We start from the raw sequence: 21,297 nt of genomic DNA, 5'->3' as shown, positions 1-21,297 counted from the left end.
TCCTATCTACCGCGCGTCAGATAATGGTGTAGCCGCCGTCGACCAGAAGGTCCGCGCCATTGATCATATCGGCACCGTTGGAAGCCAGGAACACCGCCGCCGCCGCAATCTCCTCTGGAAACGCAAAACGGCCGGATGGAATGCGCTGTTTCAGCGCCTCACCGCGTGGGCCGTCCCATGCCTTCCTGCCGAGATCGGTCAGGACGACGGTCGGAGAGATCGTGTTGACGTTGATGCCGTGCTTTCCCCATTCGGCAGCCAGCGTCTTGGAAAGACCGATGACGCCGAACTTCGAGGCACAATAGGCAACATGCTGGTCGATGGCGACCGTGCCTGCCTGTGAGGCCATGTTGATGATCTTGCCGCCCCTGCCCGCCTTGATCATGGCGCGGCCGGCGGCCTGGGACACCAGGAAGGTGCCTTTGAGATTGATCGCGATGGTCTTGTCCCACGCATCGAGGCTGAGTTCCTCTGCTGGCGCGAGCATGACGACACCGGCGCTGTTGACGGCAATATCAATGTGACCGAATGCGGCCACCACGTCGGAAACCACCTTTTCGACCGATTGCGGGTCCGACACATCGCAGACGAATGATTTCGCGCCGTTGCCGAGTTCGTCGGCCTTGGCCTTCGCGACCGATCCATTGATGTCCACCACGCCGACGATCGCGCCTTTGGCGGCCATGGCGGATGCGATGGCGCTGCCGATGCCGGAGGCCCCACCCGTGATCAGAGCGACCTTGCCGCTCAAGGAAAAGTTCAAATCAACCTGTTTTGAATCAGTCATGGCTTTCTTCTCAACCTGTCGGGATATGGGGCGGGATCTTCATCCCGCCCCAGGGAGGATCACTTGCGAGTGGAAAGCAGCTTATCGACGTTTTCAGCCGTCACCGGGGTCCACGGGACATTATAGGTCTTATCCTTGCCGTCGTTCCACGGCATATCCTTGTAGGTGGTCCAGATATCGGATTCCGGCTTATAGTCGCCCTTCTTGGCATTGAAGATCGCAAGATCCAGAGCGCCCTGCGCCTGGGCGCGAGCATCCTGAAGGATCGAGGTCATCTCACCGGCCTTGGCGGCCCGCAGCGCATCGGTGACGCCGTCGATACCGGCGATGGCGAAGCTCTTGACGTCGAGCCCGGCAGCCTTGATCGCCTCGATGGCGCCGAGCGCCATTTCATCGTTCTGGCCGATAATGCCGTTGATCTGGTTCGGGTGCGACGTCAGCCAGTTCTCCATCAGCGTCTGGGCTTCGGCGCGCGACCAATTTGCAGTCTGGTCTTCGAGAACCTTGACGTTAGGGCACTCGGCCAACGCCTTCTTGTTACCCTGCAACCGTTGGATCTGCGCCGACTGGCCGACCGGGCCCTCGATGATCACGACATTGCCCTTGCAGCCGATCTTGTCCAGCACACTCTTGGCTTCGAGATAACCGGAAACCGTGTCATCGGAACCGACATAGGAGGTCAGTTGATCGGAATTGACGCGGGTGTTGGAGCCGATGACCGGAATGCCGGCGTCGACGGCGGACTGAACGGCAGATGCCCCTGCATCAACGTCGATCGGAGCGAAGATGATGGCGTTGTACTTCTGCGTGATCATCGTCTTGAACTGGTCCTGCTGAACCAATGCGTCATAGCGGCCATCGAAAACCGTCAGTTCGACCTCGCCGCTCTTGACGGCGGGGTGGTCCTGCAGGGCCGCAGTCCAGATCTGCATGAATTCTGCATTCAGGCCGTAGGGCGCTGCGCCAATCTTGATCTTCTCCTGGGCTGCGGCCGACGTAGCCAGCAGTGCCGTTGCCGAAGCAAGCGCAATCAGAAGCTTTTTCATTTCATTTTCCTCCACCTTGGGTTTAGGCTGCCAGCATGGCTTGCCTGTCGGACGGGGCGACCGAAGCGCCTGCCCCGAATTTCTGTTGTTGAGCTCAGGCTCCGAAATTTCGTTTCTGGTCGAGCATGACGGCGCCGACGATGAGGGCGCCCTTCAGGACCTGCTGGTAGTAGGACTGGATACCCATCAGATCGAGACCATTGTTCATCACGCCGATGATGAGAGCGCCGATCAGTGTTCCCGTCACCCGGCCGACACCGCCGGAAAGGCTCGTGCCACCGATGACGACTGCCGCGATCGCGTCCAGTTCATACGCGACGCCAGCCTGCGGCAGGCCCGAACCGGTGCGGGCGCTGAGCAGGATGCCTGCAAGCCCTGCCAGGCCGCCGGAGATGACATAGACGGTGAAGCGGATTCGGTCGGTGTTGATGCCCGAAGTCTTGGCCGCATGCGGGTTGCCGCCGACGGCATAGATGTAGCGGCCGAACCGCGTACGGTTAAGCACCCACCAGGAAGCCACAAAGACGACCGCAAGAACGATGACGGGAGCAGGAAGACCGAATACATCACCGGTGCCGATCCAGCGAAAGGCGGGTGTCAGCGCCGGAACCGGGCGACCGCCACCGTAGATCAACGTCATGCCACGGGCAGCCGAGAGCATGCCGAGTGTGGCGACGAAGGCAGGCACCGAGAAGCGCGAGACGATCGCGCCGGAGATCGAGCCGCAGACAACACCGACCAGGACACCGACCAGCAGGCCGATAGCGACCGGATAGGGCGAACCGATGACCCCGGCCGTTTCCGAAGTGGTGGCAAAACTGGCGCTGACGATGCCGGCGAGTGCTACGACAGAGCCGACCGACAGGTCGATGCCGCGCGTCAGGATCACGAAGGTCATGCCGATCGCCAGCACGCCGTTGATGGACGTCTGCAGCAGCACGTTGGAAATATTTCCGCCGGTCAGGAAAAACTCATTCGAGAACGACAGGATAACGACCAGAAGCAGGAAGGCGAGGAAGATGCCGTATTCCTGCACGATCAAACGCCGCTGTTCGGTCTTGAACCAGCCGCCCGCACTCTTGTTCTCACTCACTGACACTGCCTGCTCCTCTGCTGCCGGACGAACGCCCTGACCCTGGTCAGGTTGATAAGTGGACGAGTGATTGGGCATTCGTCTCCTCCCGGCTGTATATTCCGGCGCTCTTGCCGGCGCGCATCACCATGATGCGGTCCGACATGCCGAGAACTTCGTCTATTTCCGATGAGATCATCACCACCGTGCCGCCGCCTTCGGCGAAGTCGCAGATGATTCGGTAGATTTCGCGCTTCGCGCCGACATCGACGCCGCGTGTCGGCTCATCCAGCAGCAGGACCTTGGGGTTGCGCAGGAACCATTTGCCGAGAACGACCTTCTGCTGGTTGCCGCCGGAAAGGCCTGATACCGGCATGGTGTCGCGCGCTGCCTTGATCTGAAACTGCTCGCGCATCCGCCTGCTGGCATCCACTTCCTTCGCATGGTCCATCGCAAAGGCGGGGCTCAACTCCGGCAAGCTTGCCATGCAGATATTGGCGCGAACGGAATCGGAGAGATTGAGCCCCGTCTGCTTTCGATCCTCGGTTACCAGCGCCAGTCCATGAGCCATCGCGTCCGAGGGCTTCGCGACCGAGATCGGCGCACCGTCCACTGCAATGTGTCCCTTCGATGGTTTATCGAGGCCAAAGAGGCAGTTGAAGATTTCCGTACGGCCGGAGCCCATAAGCCCGTATATGCCGAAGATCTCGCCCTTATGGGCGGAAAAGGAAATGTCCTCGATCTTGTTCGGGCAGGAGAGCGCACTGACCTCCAGACCGATCTGAGGTGTCGGCGTATTGGTCTTGACGTATTCTTCCGACAATTCCCGTCCGACGATCATGCGGATCAGGCTCGGCCGGTCGATCTCCGACAAGGGGCCGGCACCGACGAAGGAACCGTCGCGGAAGACCGTGTAGGAATCAGCGATCTGGAAGATTTCCGACAGGCGGTGCGAGACGTAGACGATACCGCGCCCCTGGGCCTGCAGGCGGCGGATCGCCGCAAAGAGCTGCTGGGCCTCACGCTCGCCGATCGCCGATGTCGGCTCGTCCATGAAGATGACTTCGGCATCGTGGCTCAGCGCCTTGGCGATCTCCACCAACTGCATTTGCGCGACCGAGAGGCTCATCATGTACTGGTTTGCGCGGATATCGAATTCCAGTCCATCGAGCAGCTTCTGTGCCGCGCGGTTCATGGTGCGGAAATCGATGCCACCGAAACGGGCTGACGGCTCACGGCCAAGATAGATGTTCTCGGCGACCGTCATGTGCGGAACCGGGCTCAGCTCCTGCTCGATGATTGCAATACCGGATGCGAGCGCATCAGCCGGACTGGAGAAATCCACCCCCCGGCCCCGCCGACGAATCGAGCCGGCATCGCGCTTGTGAATGCCCATCAGAATTTTCAGGAAGGTCGACTTGCCCGCACCATTGCCGCCACACAGCGCGTGGACCGAGCCGGCGCGAAGTTGGAAGCGGCCGTCGCGCAGGGCTGCGACGCCGCCAAAGGACTTCTTGAGCCCCTCCACTTCCAGCAGAAATTCCACGTCCGTCTCCTCCACGCATGCGTCTGGCGAGCACGTTTCAGCGCGCCATTCGACATCCGGAAACCTCCGCCCGAATATCGATGCTGACAATATTCGATTGCTATTCGACAAATGTCAAGCGACGCACAATCACGTAAATGTCAGGGTATCCGAGAGCCAGGAACGGCGCCGAAAAAGCCAGCAATTTCAGGGCGACAAGCGACAGCGCGGCGGAAATGAGGGCGTGTGGAACATCATGCCGACGTGGCGCAAAGAGATTATCGACGGCGAGCATGATCGGGCCCAGCTCTTCTGAGCAACGGTCACCGGCGTGTCGATTTCTGCCAACACGCATCCGTGCGGCGTTGACTGACGATGCCTATTCTGCCGAGCGCGCCACCAAGTCATCATCACCGTTGATGCATGCGTGGTCGGCCCGAACTCGCCAAAGCGATCGTCGATACCTATCTCGCCCGCCAGCTTCGGCCCGAATGGTCTATCGGTCGAAACGTCAGGGCAATCGACGGCCAGAACCAGGGAAAACACTGAGTTTCGTCACGAGATCTTCTGCCGCCCGTAAAGCAGCAGCATGCCGATGATAACCGCGCCATAGATGAGCTGGCGGCCGGCCTCCTCGATCTGCATGACCGAGAGGATCGACTGGAGAAGGGTGATCAGGATGACGCCGGCAACGGTTCCGAGATAGGAACCCTTGCCACCGAGCACATGTGTGCCGCCAAGCACCACGGCGGCGATCGAAGGCAGCAGATAGGCGTCGCCCATGGATTGAGATGCCTTCGAGGCGTAGCCGGCGAGAAGCACGCCGCCGAGCGCGCTGAGCCCGCCTGACATGATGAAGGCCAGCAGGGTGATCCTACGGGTATTGATGCCGGACATGTACGCGGCGCGCTCACGATTACCGATCGCATAGAGCGCCCGGCCGAAGGTGGTGCGCGTGAGCAGGAAGACGGCAAGCAGGCCGACGGCCAACCACACCAGAACGCCATTCGGAAGCCCTGGTATGGCATAGCCGGTTGCCAGAAAGCGCATGGCGGTAGAGGCCGAATCCTGCGGCGAAAAACCGCCTGTGTAAACGACCATCAACCCTTGCGCGACGGCATTGGTCGCAAGCGTAATGATCATCGAGGGAATGCGCAGATAGGCGACTGCGATGCCGTTGACGAGGCCGATCGCGGCACCGCAGAGAATACCGAAGGGGATTGCGAGGACCGCACCCGTCATTCCGTAAGCAGTGGCGGCGCAGGCCATCATCGCCCCTGTCGTCACCACCCAGGGCACAGACAGGTCGATTTGTCCAAGCAGGATGACCGCCATCATGCCCGTTGCGATAACGCCGAGGAAGGAAGCTACCTTCAATTGCTGCAGCAGGTAATCCGGCGACAGGAAGTTGGAGGAATAGAGCGAACCGCCGAGAAGCAGCAGGATGATGCACCCGAAGGCGATCGCCACCGCCGGATCGACACCGCGCAGCCGGGCGGGCACAGGAATTTGCCGCATGGTGGAAGCATCCTCGCTCATTGGAACCACTCCAGACGATTGCGAACGCGCGACAGGCCGATGCAGCCGATGCTGACTGCCAGCATCAGCACCACGCCCTGGAAGAGCGGCTGCCACAGCGGATCGAGATCGAAGACGAACAGCAGGTCGCCGATGGTGCGGAAGGCCAGCGCACCGAAAACGGCGCCGACAGCGCTTCCCTTACCACCCGCAAGTGAAACACCGCCGAGCACCACTGCTGCGATCGAATAGAGCGTATAGGCGTTGCCGCTCGCAAAGGCCGCCTCACCCGTATAGGAAAAGAAAGTCAGATAAAGCCCGCCAATCGCCGACAGCAAACCAGCCAGTGCATAGGCAGCAAGCTTTGCCCGCTTCACCGGCATGGCGGACATATAGGCGGCGTTTTCGGCCGAGCCCACTGCATAGGCGGTGCGGCCGAGCACCGAACGGCTGAACGGCACCCAGATCACCAGGACGACAAGCGCGAGCACGACAAGGCTTGCCGGGATGACGCCGAAAAGCTTCGAGGTAAAAGTATCGGCGAGATCTTCATTGACCGAGCCGCCGGGTGTGGGCCGCAACAGCAGCGCCAGTCCGTAAAAGACCGCACTGGTCGCAATCGTCGTGACGATCGGCTGAAGCCGGCCGAAAATGATGACGAGACCATTGAGAAGGCCGCAGGCGAGACCGGTCAAAAGTACGGCCACGACACCCAACCCGGTCTGCAGCGGCGTGCCGACGACAAGCCACGAGGCGAGGCAGTTGCACAGGATCAGGATCATGCCGACCGAAAGGTCGATGCCCGCCGTTATGACCACGAAACACTGCGCCATGGCCACGAAAGCGAGCAATGTCGCCTTGTTGGCAGCCGTCTGCACCACATTGGGCGTGAAGCCAGCGGGATGGTTCGAGACATAGATGATGAACATCAGGATGAAGAGGAGCGCTGCAAAGAGCGTGCCCTTCTGCTGAACGTACCGGTAGCGCCATTCACCAGTCGCCTGCCTGCTCATTGGGCCATCCTTTGCTGCGCCTCAGCGGCGCCGATGTTGAGGGCGGCGCTCACCAGCTCGCGCTCGTTGATCTCGTCTCCCTCGAGAATGCGGATGATGCTGCCATCATACATGACGAGCACGCGGTCGCAGCAACCGACCAGTTCGTCATAGTCGGTCGAATAGAAGATGATGGCTGCACCCGCATCGGCAAGCTTGCGCAGCAGGGCATAGATTTCCTGCTTAGTGCCGACATCGATGCCGCGTGTCGGATCGTTGAGCAGGATGATGCGCGGCCGGTTCATCAGCCATTTGGCGATCACGACTTTCTGCTGGTTGCCGCCGGACAGCGAAGCGACGGGCATGTCGATCGTCGCGGCCTTGATCGCCAGCAGCTTCAGAAGTTCGTCGATCTCCCGAAGTTCGGCTGCGCGATCGATCACGCCGTTGCGCGAAACACGATCAAGCGCTGCGATCGACAGGTTTTCGCGCACCGTCATCGGCAGCATCAACCCCTCGGTCTTGCGGTCCTCCGGGATCAGCGCCATGGAAATCTCGCCCGATTTCGCCGCACCCGGACTCTTCAACCTGACCGGTCTGCCATCGACCGTCACCTCGCCCTTGAGGTCCCGCAGCACGCCGAAAAGCGCCAGCAGCAATTCGCGCTGCCCCTGCCCGTCCAGGCCGCCGAAACCGATAATCTCGCCAGGGCGCACGTCGAAATTGATCCCGGAGAGCCGATCTCCCCAGGAGAGGTCGCGACAGGACAAAACCGGCGCGCCCGCCCTCGATTGCAGCGGCTTGGGCGGAAAGACGTTGGTATATTCGCGTCCGATCATCAGCTCCACTACCTGCTGGTCGCTCTTGGTGCCGGCGGGATAGGATTCGATACTGCGACCGTTTCTGAAGACCGTGCAGTCATCAGCGAGCTCTGTGATCTCATGCATGCGATGGGAAATATAGATCAGCGCCATGCCCTCGGCCCTGAGCTGCTTCAGCACAGCAAAGACCTTCTCGACATCCGACTGGGTCAGCGCCGAGGTCGCCTCGTCGAGGATCATCAGACGCGGTTTGCGGGCAAGCGCCTTGGCGATCTCTACCATCTGACGGCGAGAAAGCGGCAAATCCTTCACCAGGGATGATGGATGGATATCGGCAGCGCCGGCACGGGCAAGTGCTTCCTCGGCAATCTGGCGCTGCCTCTTACGGTCGATCATGCCGAAACGCAGCGGCGGATTGCTGATGACGATGTTGTCGGCCACGGAAAGATCGGGAATGAGCGACAGTTCCTGGAAAACACAGACGATACCGGCAGCATTGGCGGCGGCCGGCGAGGCGAACGAGACTTCATTTCCGTCCAGCAGCATGCGCCCTTCATCCGGCGCCACCACACCGGCCATGATCTTGATGAGGGTCGATTTTCCGGCCCCGTTTTCGCCGAGCACGGCGTGGATCGCGCCCGTTCGAACAGCGATATTAGCTTCCTTCAGCGCAATCGCGCCGCCATAGCGCTTCGATATGCCTTCCAGGCGCAGAAGCGGTTCGGAAAGGGTCATGCATCCAGCCTCCATTCGGTCTTGTCGAGATCGAGGCTGCGGGCGCGAGCGCCCGTAGCCAGGTCCGGATGGTGGTGCCTACTGGTTTTCCTTGGTCTGCCCCATGATTTCCTGTGCGGAGAAGTTGATGCCGCAGGTCGGGAAGGAGTTGCCGACGAAGAAGTTGTCGGACTGGGTGGGGTAATAATCCTCCCCTTCCTTGAAATCGGGATCGGAAACGAGGGCCGTCGGTAGCTTGACGGCCTGCGGAACGACCTCGCCTTCAAGAGCTGCGATGGCCGTCTTGATGGCAACAGCAACCTGTGCTGGGCCGGTGCCTGCCGACGAGCATTTCAGGCCATCCCCCGCATGGGCCGCGCAGAATTTACGGAAGCCATTTTCCGTCTCACCGCCGAAGGGCACGAAGGGATGCTTCGCATCGATCATCGCCTGCACGACGCCAGTGTCGCCGCCCTGCGCGGTGATGCCATCGAACGGGCCATTGGTGGCGATCGCATCGGCCGTTGCCTTCTGCGCTACGCCATCATCCCACTTGCCGACGACTTCAGTGACGGTGAACTTCTTGCCGGAAGCGTCCAGTGTTTCATGAATGCCGCTATGGCGATCCGTATCGACGGAGGTGCCGGCAACGCCGCGCACTTCCAGGATCTTGCCGCCCTGCGGCAGGTGCTTCACCAGCCAATCGGCCCAGATGACGCCAAGGCCCTTCTGGTCGACGTTGACGTTGATCGCATCCTTGGTGTCGAGGATATTGTCGAAGGCGACAAGAACGACGCCGGCTTCCTTGGCGCGCTTGATGACCGGACCGAAGGCTGTCGGGTTCTGGGCGTTGACAACGACGGCATCATAGCCGGCATCAATGAAGTTGTTGATCGCCGAAATCTGGGCCGGAACGTCCTCGCCGGTGGACACGACCTTGAATTCTTTCAGCTTGGCGGCGACATCCGGCTGAGCGGCGTAGGCTTTTGCCGTCTGCACCATCTGGATGCGCCAGGTATTGGCGATATAGCCGTTGGCAAGCGCGATGCGGTAAGGACCATCCTTCTTCGGATATTGCAGGAATTGGGTTTCGGCCGACCACGGCACCATGCAGTTCGGATCGGCGGCGGGGCCGGACACGACCTTTGGCGCCGCCATGGCCGTGCTGCAGAGCAGCGCAAACGCCGACGCGGAAAACGCGGCGATACGGGCCATCTTCGCTTTCTTCACCTTAAGCATTGAATGTCTCCTCCTCAGGCGGACCAGGCCGCCCCTCCACAAAATCTTATTGGCATGCTGATCCCGGAAGGCTCCATCCCATCCTTTTCCGGTGTAATTTGAGCCTAACATAGTTGACAGCGCTGTCAAATCGGATTTGCTAGCGCTGTCAACTGTAATCATCGATAGGAAATATTTCGCAGTTGCGAGATACATTACAGATCGGCATGATTTTTCTGTATAAAGCGAGATGACAATGCGAAGAATAACTTTGGATGACGTGGCAACTCTGGCCGGCGTCAGCCCGATCACAGTTTCACGCGTACTTCGCAAACCCGATGCGGTCTCGGAGGCGCTGCGGCTGCGTGTCAATGCCGCCGTCCAGGAACTCGGCTATGTGCCGAATATTGCGGCCAGCCGGCTTGCCTCGTCGCGCACGCATGCAATCGGCGTCATCGTGCCGACCCTCTATAACGTCATCTTTGCCGAATATCTCTTCGCTCTGCACGACGTGCTAGTCGGGGCGGGCCTTCAGGTCATCGTCGTCAATAGCCGGTATTCCGAACAGGAAGAGGAAAATGCCATCAAGGTACTGCTCGGCCAACGAGTCGAAGCGATCATCATCGCCGGCATTCATCATACGCCGCTTGCCCATCAGCTTCTGATGCGGGCGCATTTGCCCGTTGTCGAGACATTCGAGTTATCGCCCGATCCGATCGACCTCAATATTGGCATGCTGCAAGATCGCGCCGGGCAGGCAGCAACGCAGCATCTCATCGACCGTGGCTTCAAGCGTATTGCCTTTCTGGCAGGCAATCTCGACCATCGTTCCCAGTCCCGCTTCGACGGCTATCGCCTGGCAATGCAGGAAGCGGGCTTGGAGAACCTTGAGATCGTCACCCAGCGGCCGCGGCACAGCTCGGTTGCGCTCGGCTCCGATCTCCTGGCCCTTATGCATGAACGTGGCGGCCGCCCGGAAGCGATATTCTGCACCGACGACAACGTGGCGCTCGGCGCCATGCAGGAGTGCCGCAAGCGCGGCATCCGCGTGCCTGACGATATCGCCATCATCGGTTTTCATGATCTGGAATTTTCCGCCTGTGCGTCACCATCCCTCTCATCGATCGTGACGAGGCGTTTCGAGACGGGCAAGCTTGCCGCCGAAAAGGTACTGACGGCTCTCAATTCGACGAGCCGCCAGCCGCCGAGCCAGATCGATCTTGGTTTCGAGGTCATCGCCCGCGAAAGCACGGGCGTGACCATCAGGCAGCAGCCTGGGCCTCGCTCTTGGCGATCGTGACCGGAACACCCTTGTAGCTCGGCGTGCCCGACTTGCGGTCATAGTGATCAAGGGCAATCACCGCATTCATTTCCGGATAATAGCCGGCCACCGAACCGACGGGGATACTATACTCGACAGCCGTGAAACCGATAACGGTTTTCCCGCCACCGTTGCCGGTGGCTGAACGGATATCGATGCGGTCTCCGTCACGCAGGCCTCGTTCAGCAAGATCCCGACTGCTCATGAAGATGACGTCACGGCGGCCGAAGATGCCGCGATAGCGATCGTCGAGGCCATAGACGGTCGTGTTGTATTGGTCGTGGCTGCGCAGCGTCGTCAGCACCAGTATCGTTGGGTCCTTCAGGCGGGGATCTTCGTCGAGACCGGGGGCGACAAGGAAATTCGCCTTTCCGCTCGCCGTCTTCCAGACGCGATAGGAAGCCGGAACATCGAGCCGGAAGCCGCCGCGGAGCCGGACGCGACTGTTGAACTCGTGAAAATCCGGAAAGACGACTTCGATCTTTTCTCGGATTCGATCGTAATTGGCGATCAGCCCGTTCCAGTCGATGCCGTATTTTGTACCGAGTGTGGCCATCGCAATGCCGGCGATTATGGCGGGTTCGGATTTCAGAAACTCGCTCGGCGGCTTGAGGAAGCCGCGCGAGGCATGCACCATCGACATAGAATCTTCCACCGTTACGGACTGCGGGCCTGATGCCTGGGTGTCGAGGTCGGTCCGCCCGAGGCAGGGAAGGATGATCGAGGTCTTTGCCGTCAGGAGATGCGAGCGGTTGAGCTTGGTGGCGATATGGACGGCAAGATCGAGCTTGCGCATCGCCTCAAAGGTGACGTCCGGATCGGACATGGCGACAGCCAGATTGCCGCCGAGGCAGATCAGCGCCTTGGACTTGCCGGCCGCAATTGCCTCAATGGACTCGACCGCATCATGGCCCTTCTCTGCAGAAGGCCGAAAACCGAAGGCGCGTTCCATACCGTCGAGCAGCGCCTTGTTCGGGATTTCGGTAATGCCGACAGTCCTGTCCCCCTGCACGTTGGAGTGGCCACGCAGCGGGCAGAGCCCTGCGCCCTGGCGGCCGATATTGCCGCGCAGCATCAGGAAATTGGCAAGCTGCTGGACATTCGCCGTTCCATTGGCATGTTGCGTGATCCCCATGCCGTAGCAGAGAATAACATTGCGGGCATTGAGATAGACATCGACAGCGCTGTTCAGCGCCTCCATGGTAAGGCCGGACACGCCGAGGATATCGGCCCAGCCGGCATTGGCGAGATCCTCCTTCAGGGCATCGATGCCGACAGTGTGTTCGGTAATGAAGGCCCGATCGAGAACGCCTTCGCCGCCGGCTGCGACATCGGCCTCGTCGCGCTCGAAGATCAGCTTCATCAGCCCTTTGAGGGCAGCGAGGTCGCCGCCTGTGCGAAGCTGATAGTAGGCCGACGCAATGCGTGTCGAGGATAGGGTCACCATTTCCACCGGGTTTTGCGGCGCGGCGAAACGCTCGAGCGCCCGCTCCTTCAGCGGGTTGAAGACGATGATGGGAACACCGCGACGGGACGCCTCATGCAAGGTCGTCATCATGCGGGGATGATTGGTTCCGGGATTGTGGCCGAAGCTGAAAATTGCATCGGCATGATCGAAATCCTCGAGCGTCACCGTACCCTTGCCGACACCGAGCGACAGCGGCAGGCCGACACTCGTCGCCTCATGGCACATGTTCGAGCAATCGGGAAAATTGTTCGTGCCATAGGCCCGCACGAAAAGCTGATAAAGGAAAGCCGCCTCGTTGGACGCGCGCCCGGACGTGTAGAACTCGGCTTCGTCCGGACTTGCGAGCTTGTTGAGTTCCGCACCGATCAGGCTGAAGGCATCATCCCAATCGATCGCTTCATATTTATCCGTGGCGCTATTGTATTTCAGCGGATGCGTCAGCCGGCCCTGGTCTTCGAGCTTGTGATCGATCCATCCCCAAAGCTCAGAGACCGTGTGTTCGGCAAAGAATTCCGGCGCGACACGGCGGGCGGTCGATTCCCAGGTGATTGCCTTTGCGCCGTTTTCGCAGAACTCGAAGGAAGACGTGTGTTTGGGATCGGGCCAGGCACAGCCGGGACAGTCGAAGCCTTCGGGCTGGTTTGCCTTGAGCAGGGTCGTACTTCCCTGCGCAACGATCTGCTGATGCTTAAGCGTTTTCGCCACCGCCTTCAACGCATCCCATCCGCCTGCGGGGTGACTGTATGCCTCAACGCCTTCCGGACGCTTGTCGCTCATCTTCGCTCTCCGTCTTCAAGATGGCCCGACGATAACAGCGAGTGTCCGGGCGGTGCATTATACTGAGGCATAGGTAGCGCAGCCGCTGACAACGGCATGGATGTCGCAATCTTTTTTCGAAATTCCCAACGCAGAAGAGGCACTGCACATATACCAAGCAAATGGCTCATTATTTCATCATTTTACCAAATGCCTAATAAATTGCCTTTTCTGCTTGTCCCCTTTGCTGCATTGCGTCATAAATGATGCATGAGCCGGCTCGATCTGACCATCCTTGTGATCGATGAAAACACCATTCGCGCCTCCATCATCGAAGAGGGGCTGCGAGAGGCGGGGCATGCGCGTGTGACGGTCATCCATGAGGTCCAAGGCGTGGCGCGCATCATCGATACGCTGCGGCCAGACGTCATCATCATCGATATCGAGAACCCCAATCGCGACATGATGGAGCATCTGTTCCAGTTGACCCGTACAGTCGGCAGGCCGATTGCCATGTTCGTCGACCGCTCCGACACGGCCTCCATCGAGGCCGCGGTGGATGCCGGCGTATCAGCTTACATTGTCGACGGGTTGAAGAAGGAGCGCGTCAAACCCATTCTTGACATGGCGGTCAGCCGTTTCAATGCCTTTAGCCGGTTGCAGCGCGAACTTGCCGATGCCAAGTCGGCCCTGGAGGAGCGCAAGGTCGTCGAACGCGCCAAGGGCATATTGATGAAGATGCGCGGCCTGTCGGAGGATGAAGCGTTTGCATTGCTTCGTCAGACGGCAATGAACGAGAAGAAGAAAATGTCCGACATCGCCCAGAGCGTCGTGACCGCGGCAGGACTTTTAATGTGATGGCCGGTCTGGTTGCGACTGTCCGGAGGAAGCCGGAGTGAACATGATGACGAAAAGCCTCGATCCCGATGCCGGCCTGCCCGCGCCCGCCCGCGCCAACGGCGAAGGCTCCAGAACGCTGAGGGCCGGCTTCATCCCGCTCGTCGATGCTTCCGTGCTCATCGCCGCAGCGGAATTCGGCTTCGCTGAGCGGGAAGGCCTGACGCTCGATCTCGTCAAGGACGTCTCCTGGGCGAACGTTCGCGATCGCCTCGCTTTCCGGCAATTCGATATCGCCCACATGCTCTCGCCGATGCCCGTTGCCTCCATGCTCGGCCTCGGCTCCAATCCGTCGCCGACGATTACGCCCTTCTCTCTCGGGCGCGGCGGCAATGCGATCACGCTCTCGATCCGCCTGTTCGATAGGATGCGGAATGCGACTGGGCTTTCCGAAACTGCCAGCGCACTCGAAAACGCCAAGGCGCTCTCAACGGTCCTGGCGGAAATGAAGGCAAATGGCGAGTCGCTGCCAACCTTCGGCGTCACCTATCCTTTTTCCTCGCATAATTACGAATTTCGCTACTGGCTCGCCGCCGGCGGCATCGATCCGGACAAGGACGTCAAACTCGTCGTCGTGCCGCCGCCGCTGACCTCGGATGCATTGGCCGCCGGCGCGATCGACGGCTTTTGCGTCGGCGCGCCCTGGAACATGGTGGCGTCCGAGCGCGGTGTCGGGCGTATCGTCGCCACCAAACAGGATATCTGGCCATCCGCACCGGAAAAGGTGGTCGGCATGCGCCCGGAATGGGCGGACAGCCATCCAGAAACGGTCTCCCGGCTGATTGTCGCTCTCGACGCAGCGGCACGCTGGTGCGACCGGCCGGAAAACCACGATGCGCTTGCCGAGGCGCTGGCGGATGCCCGCTACATCGCAGCACCGGTCCACATCATCCGTCATGTGCTGGCCGGCGAGTTCAGCCTCGATGCAAAGGGGAACCGGCGCATCATCGACAATTACTTCATGTTCCATTCAGGCTTTGCCAATTATCCGCGCACGAGCCAGGCGCTCTGGATCTACAGCCAGATGATCCGCTGGGGCCAGGCCGAACTCGGACTCAACCCTGCACGCGCAGCCGCTTCCGCCTATCGCCCAGACCTTTATCGCACAGCCCTAGGCGAGGGCAGCGCACCTATCGATGCCGACGTACGCATCGAAGGCGCCGACGAAGATGATCGCTTTATGGACGGCCATGTTTTCGATCCATCGAAACTGCCTGACTATATTGCGGGCTTTGCGGTGAAGAGCGCCCTGCCCTTCATTCCGCATCCTGATGAAACCTGAAAGGTTGCTGCGTTGCATAAATCACTTGCAGCATTTTCGACCCGCAACTGAGCAATCGCACAAAAGTTTTGCAGAGCGATTTCATGCTTCGAAAAGCAGCAACAGGTGCAAGCCGAAGAAATTTCCTTTTATTTCAATAATTTGCAGAAACACCAACAAACTGGCACGCTGCTTGCAGGAGTAAAATCGCACCGGTCAACGGCGACCGGGTGCGGGATGAGCGCGTCATAAGCGCTCGCAACAGACATCGACGTCGCAAGGTTTTTGCTGTCCGGGACTTCTCCCTTCCCGAGGACGCAATCTCCGAGCGGCGTTTTTTTATTCCGAAAAATCCGGCAGCACCCAGAGGAGCCCGCGCATGACCAAGATTTTCACGACCGCGATCAGCCGTCGCAGCATGCTGAAGACCACCGCCGCCGCCGCCCTCGTGAGCGCCGTTCGCACTGCATTTCCTTCAGGCGCTTTCGCTGCTGCGGCCACACCTGAGGTGACCGGCGTCAAGCTTGGCTTCATCGCCCTGACGGATGCGGCGCCTCTCATCGTCGCCAAGGAAAAGGGTCTGTTCGAAAAGCACGGCCTTCCTGAAGTCGATGTGGCGAAGCAGGCCTCCTGGGGGGCAACGCGTGACAATTTGGTTCTCGGCGGTGCGGCCAATGGCATCGATGGCGCGCATATCCTCTCGCCGCTGCCCTATCTCATGCACACCGGCAAGGTGACCCAGAACAACCAGCCGGTGCCGATGGCACTGCTGGCACGTCTGAACTACGACAGCCAGGGCATCTCGGTCGCCAAGGAATATGCCGATACCGGTGTCGAGCTCGACTCCTCCAAGCTGAAAGCCGCTTTCGAGAAGAAGAAGGCCGAGGGGAAGGAAGTGAAAGCCGCCATGACCTTCCCCGGCGGTACGCATGACCTGTGGATCCGCTACTGGCTCGCCGCCGGCGGCATCGATCCGGACAAGGACGTCTCCACCATCGTGGTGCCGCCGCCGCAGATGGTGGCGAACATGAAGGTCGGCAACATGGATGTCTTCTGTGTCGGCGAGCCTTGGAACGAACAGCTCGTCAACCAGGGCATCGGCTTCACCGCGGCAACGACCGGCGAGCTCTGGAAAGGCCATCCGGAAAAGGCCCTCGGCATGCGCGCCGACTGGGTGGAAAAGAACCCGAATGCCGCCAAGGCCCTGCTGATGGCCATCATGGAAGCCCAGCAATGGTGCGACAGCATGGACAACAAGGAGGAGATGGCGACCATCCTCGGCAAGCGGCAATGGTTCAATGTGCCGCCGAAGGATGTGCTCGGCCGCCTGAAGGGCGACATCAACTACGGCAATGGCCGTGTCGCCCATGGAACCGATCTCTACATGAAGTTCTGGGCCGGCGGCGTCTCCTACCCCTTCAAGAGCCACGATACCTGGTTCATGGCAGAGAATATCCGCTGGGGCAAACTCGCGGCGAATACGGATATCAAGGCGCTGGTCGACAAGGTCAACCGTGAGGACATCTGGCGCGAGGCCGCAAAGGACCTCGGCGTTGCGGCGGCCGACATTCCGGCCTCGACGTCGCGCGGCAAGGAAACCTTCTTCGACGGCAAGGTCTTCGATCCAGAGAACCCCTCTGCCTATCTCGACAGCCTCTCCATCAAGGCCGCTTCGTAATCCCCGCCTCCGGCGCGTGAGGCGCGCGCCGGCCTTTTATTCCATGAAGGAGCGAACGCATGTCAGCGCTTGCAAAGAATGAAACCATCAAGGCGGCTGTTGCGCCGAAGACGGCCAATGTCGTCCATCTCGCAAAGAAGCCGGCGCGCAAGATCGATCTGCAGCTCCTTTCGGTCGCTGCCGCCCGCAATATCGTGCCGCCGCTGATCGTTCTCGCGATCATTCTCGGCCTCTGGCAGATCCTCTGTTCCTCGCCGAACGCGTCGCTGCCATCGCCGCATCAGGTCTGGCAGGAAAGCTATGATCTGATCGCTTATCCTTTCTTCAACTACGGATCTCAGGATATCGGTCTCGGCTGGCGCGTACTGGTTTCGCTGCAGCGGGTTGCCTATGGCTTCGGCCTTGCAGCCATAGCCGGCATCGTCATCGGTGCGGTTATCGGCCAGTCGATCTGGGCGATGCGTGGCCTCGATCCGATCTTCCAGGTGCTGCGCACCGTGCCGCCGCTTGCCTGGCTGCCGCTGTCGCTCGCGGCCTTCCAGGACAGCAATCCCTCGGCGATCTTCGTGATCTTCATCACCTCGATCTGGCCGGTTATCATCAATACCGCCGTCGGCGTGCGTAATATCCCTCAGGATTACCGCAATGTCGCCGAAGTGCTGCGGCTCAACCAGTTTGAGTTCTTCTTCAAGATCATGCTGCCCTCGGCAGCCCCCTACATCTTCACCGGTCTGCGCATCGGCATCGGCCTGTCATGGCTGGCGATCGTCGCAGCCGAAATGCTGACCGGCGGCGTCGGCATCGGCTTCTTCATCTGGGATGCGTGGAACTCCTCCCGCCTGCCCGACATCATCGTGGCCCTTGCCTATATCGGCGTCGTCGGCTTCGCCCTCGACAAGCTCGTGTCCGCCATCGGCAAACTTGTCACGCGCGGCGCCCAGGCCAATTGAGGGGATCGACCATGAACGCCTATCTGAAACTCGACCATATCGACAAGCATTTCGACCGCGCGGGCGCCCGCACCGAGGTGCTGAAGGACATCAACCTCGTCATCGACAAGGGCGAATTCGTCTCGATCATCGGCCATTCCGGCTGCGGCAAGTCCACGCTGCTCAACCTGATCGCCGGCCTGACGCCTGTGTCAAAGGGAGCGGTGCTGCTCGAAAACCGCGAGGTCAATGAACCCGGCCCCGAACGCGCCGTCGTGTTCCAGAACCATTCGCTGCTGCCCTGGCTGACTGTCTATGAAAACGTCAATCTCGCCGTCTCGAAGGTCTTCAGCAATGAGAAGAGCAAGGCCGAGCGCCACGACTGGGTCATGGCCAATCTCGATCTCGTGCAGATGGCTCATGCGAAAGACAGACGCCCCTCCGAAATATCGGGCGGCATGAAGCAGCGCGTCGGCATTGCCCGGGCACTCTCGATGGAGCCGAAGATCCTTCTGCTCGACGAACCCTTCGGCGCTCTCGACGCATTGACCCGTGCGCATCTGCAGGACGCCGTGATGGAAATCCACGCCCGCCTCGGCAATACGATGGTCATGATCACCCATGATGTCGACGAGGCCGTGCTGCTTTCCGACCGCATCGTGATGATGACCAACGGCCCCGCCGCCCGCATCGGCGAAGTGCTCGACGTGCCCATCGCCCGACCGCGCAACCGTATCGAACTCGCCTCCGACCGAACCTACCTCAAATGCCGCGAAGCCGTGCTGAAGTTCCTCTACGAACGTCACCGCTTCGTCGAAGCCGCGGAGTAAACCATGACCGAAAAACTCGTCATCATCGGTAACGGCATGGCGCCTGGGCGCATGCTGGAACACCTCTTCGAACAGGCGCCGGGCCGTTATCAGGTTACGATCTTCAACGCCGAGCCGCGCGTCAATTACGATCGCATCATGCTCTCGCCGGTCCTCTCGGGCGAAAAGACCTACGAGCAGATCGTCATCCATGGCGACGGCTGGTACATCGACCACGGCATCACCCTCTACAAGGGCCACAAGATCGTCTCGATCGACCGCGACAGGAAGACAGTCACGTCGGATCATGGTGTGACCGAGAGCTATGACAAGCTCGTCATCGCCACGGGCTCTGTGCCCTTCATCATTCCCGTTCCCGGCAAGGATCTGCCCGGCGTCATCACCTACCGCGACCTCGATGACGTGCAGGCCATGCTGCTCGCCGCCCAGTCGCGGCAAAAGGCGATCGTCATCGGCGGCGGCTTGCTTGGGCTCGAAGCGGCCGCCGGGCTTGCCCAGCGGGGCATGGATGTCACCGTATTGCACGTCATGCCGACGCTGATGGAGCGCCAGCTTGATCCCGCCGCCGGCTACCTCTTGCAGAAGGCCGTTGAGGAACGCGGCATCAAAGTCATCTGCAAGGCCAATACCAAGCAGATCATCGGCAACGGCAAGGTGGAAGGCGTCGAGCTCGACAACGGCACGATCATTCCGGCTACGCTCGTCGTCATGGCGGTGGGCATTCGCCCGAACGTCAATCTTGCCAAGGGAGCCGGGCTTGCCGTCAATCGTGGCATCGTCGTCGATGCCGGCATGCAGACCTCCGATGGCGACATCTACTCGCTCGGCGAATGCGCCGAAGTCGGCGGCATGGTCTATGGCCTTGTCGCACCGCTCTACGAGATGGCCCGTGTGGCAGCCTCCCATCTTGCGGGCGATACCAAGCCGGGCTTCGTGCATTCCGATACGCCGACCAAGCTCAAGGTTACCGGCATCGAGCTCTATTCTCTGGGTGATTTCACCGACGGTGAGGACCGGCAGGAAATCGTGCTGCGCGATGCAACCGCGGGCGTCTACAAGCGCTTGGTGCTGAAGGACAACCGCATTATCGGCACGGTGCTTTATGGCGAAACCTCCGACGGCGCCTGGTTCAACGATCTCAAGAAAAAGGCGGTCGACATCTCCGAGATGCGCGACACTCTGATCTTCGGCCAGGCCTATCAGGGAGGGTCCCCGCTGGACCCTATGGCGGCCGTTGCAGCCTTGCCGGATGATGCGGAAATCTGCGGCTGCAACGGCGTCTGCAAGGGCAAAATCACTTCAACGATCGCGGCCAAGGGGCTGACATCGCTCGATGATGTGCGCGCCTATACCAAGGCTTCGGCCTCCTGTGGCTCCTGCACCGGCCTCGTCGAGCAGCTCATGTCCTTGACGTTGGGTGATGCCTATAATCCGAAAGCTGTGCAGCCTATGTGCACTTGCACGGAACTCGGCCATGATGATGTGCGCCGCCTGATCAAGGCGAAGAAGCTGAAGACCATACCTGCCATCATGCAGGAGCTGGAATGGAAGACATCCGGCGGCTGCGCCAAATGTCGCCCGGCACTCAACTACTATCTCGTCTGTGACTGGCCGGATGAATATGCCGACGACTATCAGTCGCGCTTCATCAACGAACGCGTCCATGCCAATATCCAGAAGGACGGCACCTATTCCGTCGTGCCACGCATGTGGGGCGGAGTGACCAATTCCGGCGAGCTGCGTGCCATCGCCGATGTGGTCGACAAGTTCGCGATCCCGATGGTCAAAGTGACCGGCGGCCAGCGCATCGACCTGCTCGGCGTCGAGAAGGAAGACCTGCCGGCCGTCTGGGCAGATCTCGGCAAGGCCGGCTTCATTTCCGGCCAGGCCTATGCCAAAGGCCTGCGCACGGTGAAGACCTGCGTCGGTTCCGACTGGTGCCGCTTCGGCACGCAGGATTCCACCGGCCTCGGCATCCGCATCGAGAAATTCATGTGGGGCTCCTGGACACCGGCCAAATTGAAGATGGCAGTGTCCGGATGTCCGCGAAACTGCGCCGAGGCTACCTGCAAGGATATCGGCGTGATCTGCGTGGATTCCGGCTTCGAGATCCATTTCGCCGGGGCTGCAGGTCTCGACATCAAGGGCACGGAAGTGCTCGGCCTGGTGAAGACCGAGGACGAAGCGCTCGAACATATCGTGGCGCTGACCCAGATGTATCGCGAACAGGGCCGCTATCTCGAGCGCATCTACAAATGGGCCAAGCGCATCGGCCTCGATGAGATCCGCCGGCAGATCATGGAGGATCACGACAAGCGCAAGGCCTATTACGAGCGCTTCGTCTTTTCCCAGAAGTTCGCCCAGGTCGACCCCTGGTCGGAGCGCGTCTCCGGCAAGGACAAGCACGAATTCCGGCCGATGGCGACCATCGGCTTCAATCAGGCGGCAGAGTGAGGAGATCAAA

Annotated in this window: 17 protein-coding genes; 7 read left to right on the top strand and 10 right to left on the bottom strand. The window is 60.3% G+C overall.

Annotation, left to right across the window (positions count from 1 at the left end; genetic code table 11):
- Positions 1-16 precede the first annotated feature (16 nt).
- The 9 genes from ACR9ZQ_RS32835 to ACR9ZQ_RS32795 all read right to left on the bottom strand — a co-directional run bounded on the left by ACR9ZQ_RS32835 (position 17) and on the right by ACR9ZQ_RS32795 (position 9,714).
- A complete protein-coding gene (locus tag ACR9ZQ_RS32835) occupies positions 17-787 on the bottom strand; it encodes an SDR family oxidoreductase (protein ID WP_007816802.1) in 771 nt (256 codons plus the stop codon).
- A gap of 59 nt (positions 788-846) precedes the next feature.
- A complete protein-coding gene (locus ACR9ZQ_RS32830) occupies positions 847-1,833 on the bottom strand; it encodes a substrate-binding domain-containing protein (protein WP_113320389.1) in 987 nt (328 codons plus the stop codon).
- A 94-nt stretch (positions 1,834-1,927) separates the two neighbouring features.
- Positions 1,928-3,004: an ABC transporter permease gene (locus tag ACR9ZQ_RS32825; RefSeq protein WP_439018101.1), complete on the bottom strand. Its 1,077-nt coding sequence runs from the start codon at positions 3,002-3,004 to the stop codon at positions 1,928-1,930.
- A complete protein-coding gene (locus tag ACR9ZQ_RS32820) occupies positions 2,973-4,451 on the bottom strand; it encodes a sugar ABC transporter ATP-binding protein (RefSeq protein WP_481429760.1) in 1,479 nt (492 codons plus the stop codon). Before ACR9ZQ_RS32820 ends, ACR9ZQ_RS32825 begins: the two co-directional genes overlap by 32 nt.
- A gap of 100 nt (positions 4,452-4,551) precedes the next feature.
- Positions 4,552-4,725 carry a hypothetical protein gene (locus ACR9ZQ_RS32815; protein ID WP_481429759.1) on the bottom strand — a complete coding sequence of 58 codons (174 nt, stop codon included), beginning with the start codon at positions 4,723-4,725 and terminating at the stop codon, positions 4,552-4,554.
- A gap of 260 nt (positions 4,726-4,985) precedes the next feature.
- A complete protein-coding gene (locus tag ACR9ZQ_RS32810) occupies positions 4,986-5,969 on the bottom strand; it encodes an ABC transporter permease (protein ID WP_481429758.1) in 984 nt (327 codons plus the stop codon).
- Positions 5,966-6,961 (bottom strand): ABC transporter permease, encoded by a 996-nt coding sequence (locus tag ACR9ZQ_RS32805; RefSeq protein WP_481429757.1) that lies wholly within the window; start codon positions 6,959-6,961, stop codon positions 5,966-5,968. Before ACR9ZQ_RS32805 ends, ACR9ZQ_RS32810 begins: the two co-directional genes overlap by 4 nt.
- A complete protein-coding gene (locus ACR9ZQ_RS32800; RefSeq protein WP_481429756.1) occupies positions 6,958-8,496 on the bottom strand; it encodes a sugar ABC transporter ATP-binding protein in 1,539 nt (512 codons plus the stop codon). The genes ACR9ZQ_RS32805 and ACR9ZQ_RS32800 overlap by 4 nt, the downstream gene beginning before the upstream one ends.
- A gap of 78 nt (positions 8,497-8,574) precedes the next feature.
- Positions 8,575-9,714 (bottom strand): sugar ABC transporter substrate-binding protein, encoded by a 1,140-nt coding sequence (locus ACR9ZQ_RS32795; RefSeq protein ID WP_439018105.1) that lies wholly within the window; start codon positions 9,712-9,714, stop codon positions 8,575-8,577.
- A gap of 235 nt (positions 9,715-9,949) precedes the next feature.
- Here ACR9ZQ_RS32795 and ACR9ZQ_RS32790 point away from each other — a divergent pair, with 235 nt between their 5' ends.
- Positions 9,950-10,993 carry a LacI family DNA-binding transcriptional regulator gene (locus ACR9ZQ_RS32790; RefSeq protein ID WP_481429755.1) on the top strand — a complete coding sequence of 348 codons (1,044 nt, stop codon included), beginning with the start codon at positions 9,950-9,952 and terminating at the stop codon, positions 10,991-10,993.
- Here the strand turns inward: ACR9ZQ_RS32790 and ACR9ZQ_RS32785 are convergent.
- Positions 10,956-13,259, bottom strand: a complete 2,304-nt coding sequence (locus tag ACR9ZQ_RS32785) for an FdhF/YdeP family oxidoreductase (RefSeq protein WP_481429754.1) — start codon at positions 13,257-13,259, stop codon at positions 10,956-10,958. The two genes, ACR9ZQ_RS32790 and ACR9ZQ_RS32785, sit on opposite strands and share 38 nt — an antisense overlap.
- Before the next feature lie 249 nt (positions 13,260-13,508).
- Here ACR9ZQ_RS32785 and ACR9ZQ_RS32780 point away from each other — a divergent pair, with 249 nt between their 5' ends.
- The 6 genes from ACR9ZQ_RS32780 (at position 13,509) to nirB (ending at position 21,287) form a co-directional block, all read left to right on the top strand.
- Positions 13,509-14,096, top strand: a complete 588-nt coding sequence (locus tag ACR9ZQ_RS32780) for an ANTAR domain-containing response regulator (RefSeq protein WP_310382085.1) — start codon at positions 13,509-13,511, stop codon at positions 14,094-14,096.
- Positions 14,097-14,139: 43 nt separating this feature from the next.
- Positions 14,140-15,417, top strand: coding sequence for a CmpA/NrtA family ABC transporter substrate-binding protein (locus tag ACR9ZQ_RS32775; RefSeq protein WP_481429753.1), 1,278 nt, complete (start codon positions 14,140-14,142; stop codon positions 15,415-15,417).
- Positions 15,418-15,775: 358 nt separating this feature from the next.
- Positions 15,776-17,074, top strand: coding sequence for a CmpA/NrtA family ABC transporter substrate-binding protein (locus ACR9ZQ_RS32770; protein WP_481429752.1), 1,299 nt, complete (start codon positions 15,776-15,778; stop codon positions 17,072-17,074).
- 59 nt (positions 17,075-17,133) lie between these two features.
- Positions 17,134-18,024 carry a nitrate ABC transporter permease gene (gene ntrB, locus ACR9ZQ_RS32765; RefSeq protein ID WP_481429751.1) on the top strand — a complete coding sequence of 297 codons (891 nt, stop codon included), beginning with the start codon at positions 17,134-17,136 and terminating at the stop codon, positions 18,022-18,024.
- An 11-nt stretch (positions 18,025-18,035) separates the two neighbouring features.
- Complete coding sequence (locus ACR9ZQ_RS32760) at positions 18,036-18,833, top strand: ABC transporter ATP-binding protein (protein ID WP_481429750.1); 798 nt, start codon at positions 18,036-18,038, stop codon at positions 18,831-18,833.
- Between the two features lie 3 nt (positions 18,834-18,836).
- Entirely contained in the window at positions 18,837-21,287 is a 2,451-nt protein-coding gene (gene nirB, locus ACR9ZQ_RS32755) for a nitrite reductase large subunit NirB (protein WP_481429749.1), read from the top strand.
- Positions 21,288-21,297: the final 10 nt, after the last annotated feature.

Source organism: Rhizobium sp. KNZ14-9A, assembly GCF_056755015.1.
Note: the sequence above shows the minus strand (reverse complement) of the source record. Positions and strands in the feature narration are given on the sequence as shown.

What these genes read in the sequence shown, in the direction of transcription:
- nirB (WP_481429749.1), top strand. Translation starts at nt 18,837, where the DNA reads ATGACCGAAAAACTCGTCATCATCGGTAACGGCATGGCGCCTGGGCGC.
- ACR9ZQ_RS32770 (WP_481429752.1), top strand. Translation starts at nt 15,776, where the DNA reads ATGACCAAGATTTTCACGACCGCGATCAGCCGTCGCAGCATGCTGAAG.
- ACR9ZQ_RS32785 (WP_481429754.1), bottom strand. Translation starts at nt 13,259, where the DNA reads ATGAGCGACAAGCGTCCGGAAGGCGTTGAGGCATACAGTCACCCCGCA.
- ACR9ZQ_RS32835 (WP_007816802.1), bottom strand. Translation starts at nt 787, where the DNA reads ATGACTGATTCAAAACAGGTTGATTTGAACTTTTCCTTGAGCGGCAAG.
- ACR9ZQ_RS32830 (WP_113320389.1), bottom strand. Translation starts at nt 1,833, where the DNA reads ATGAAAAAGCTTCTGATTGCGCTTGCTTCGGCAACGGCACTGCTGGCT.
- ACR9ZQ_RS32825 (WP_439018101.1), bottom strand. Translation starts at nt 3,004, where the DNA reads ATGCCCAATCACTCGTCCACTTATCAACCTGACCAGGGTCAGGGCGTT.
- ACR9ZQ_RS32775 (WP_481429753.1), top strand. Translation starts at nt 14,140, where the DNA reads ATGATGACGAAAAGCCTCGATCCCGATGCCGGCCTGCCCGCGCCCGCC.
- ACR9ZQ_RS32800 (WP_481429756.1), bottom strand. Translation starts at nt 8,496, where the DNA reads ATGACCCTTTCCGAACCGCTTCTGCGCCTGGAAGGCATATCGAAGCGC.
- ACR9ZQ_RS32795 (WP_439018105.1), bottom strand. Translation starts at nt 9,714, where the DNA reads ATGCTTAAGGTGAAGAAAGCGAAGATGGCCCGTATCGCCGCGTTTTCC.
- ACR9ZQ_RS32760 (WP_481429750.1), top strand. Translation starts at nt 18,036, where the DNA reads ATGAACGCCTATCTGAAACTCGACCATATCGACAAGCATTTCGACCGC.
- ACR9ZQ_RS32780 (WP_310382085.1), top strand. Translation starts at nt 13,509, where the DNA reads ATGAGCCGGCTCGATCTGACCATCCTTGTGATCGATGAAAACACCATT.
- ACR9ZQ_RS32790 (WP_481429755.1), top strand. Translation starts at nt 9,950, where the DNA reads ATGCGAAGAATAACTTTGGATGACGTGGCAACTCTGGCCGGCGTCAGC.
- ACR9ZQ_RS32810 (WP_481429758.1), bottom strand. Translation starts at nt 5,969, where the DNA reads ATGAGCGAGGATGCTTCCACCATGCGGCAAATTCCTGTGCCCGCCCGG.
- ntrB (WP_481429751.1), top strand. Translation starts at nt 17,134, where the DNA reads ATGTCAGCGCTTGCAAAGAATGAAACCATCAAGGCGGCTGTTGCGCCG.
- ACR9ZQ_RS32815 (WP_481429759.1), bottom strand. Translation starts at nt 4,725, where the DNA reads ATGCTCGCCGTCGATAATCTCTTTGCGCCACGTCGGCATGATGTTCCA.
- ACR9ZQ_RS32805 (WP_481429757.1), bottom strand. Translation starts at nt 6,961, where the DNA reads ATGAGCAGGCAGGCGACTGGTGAATGGCGCTACCGGTACGTTCAGCAG.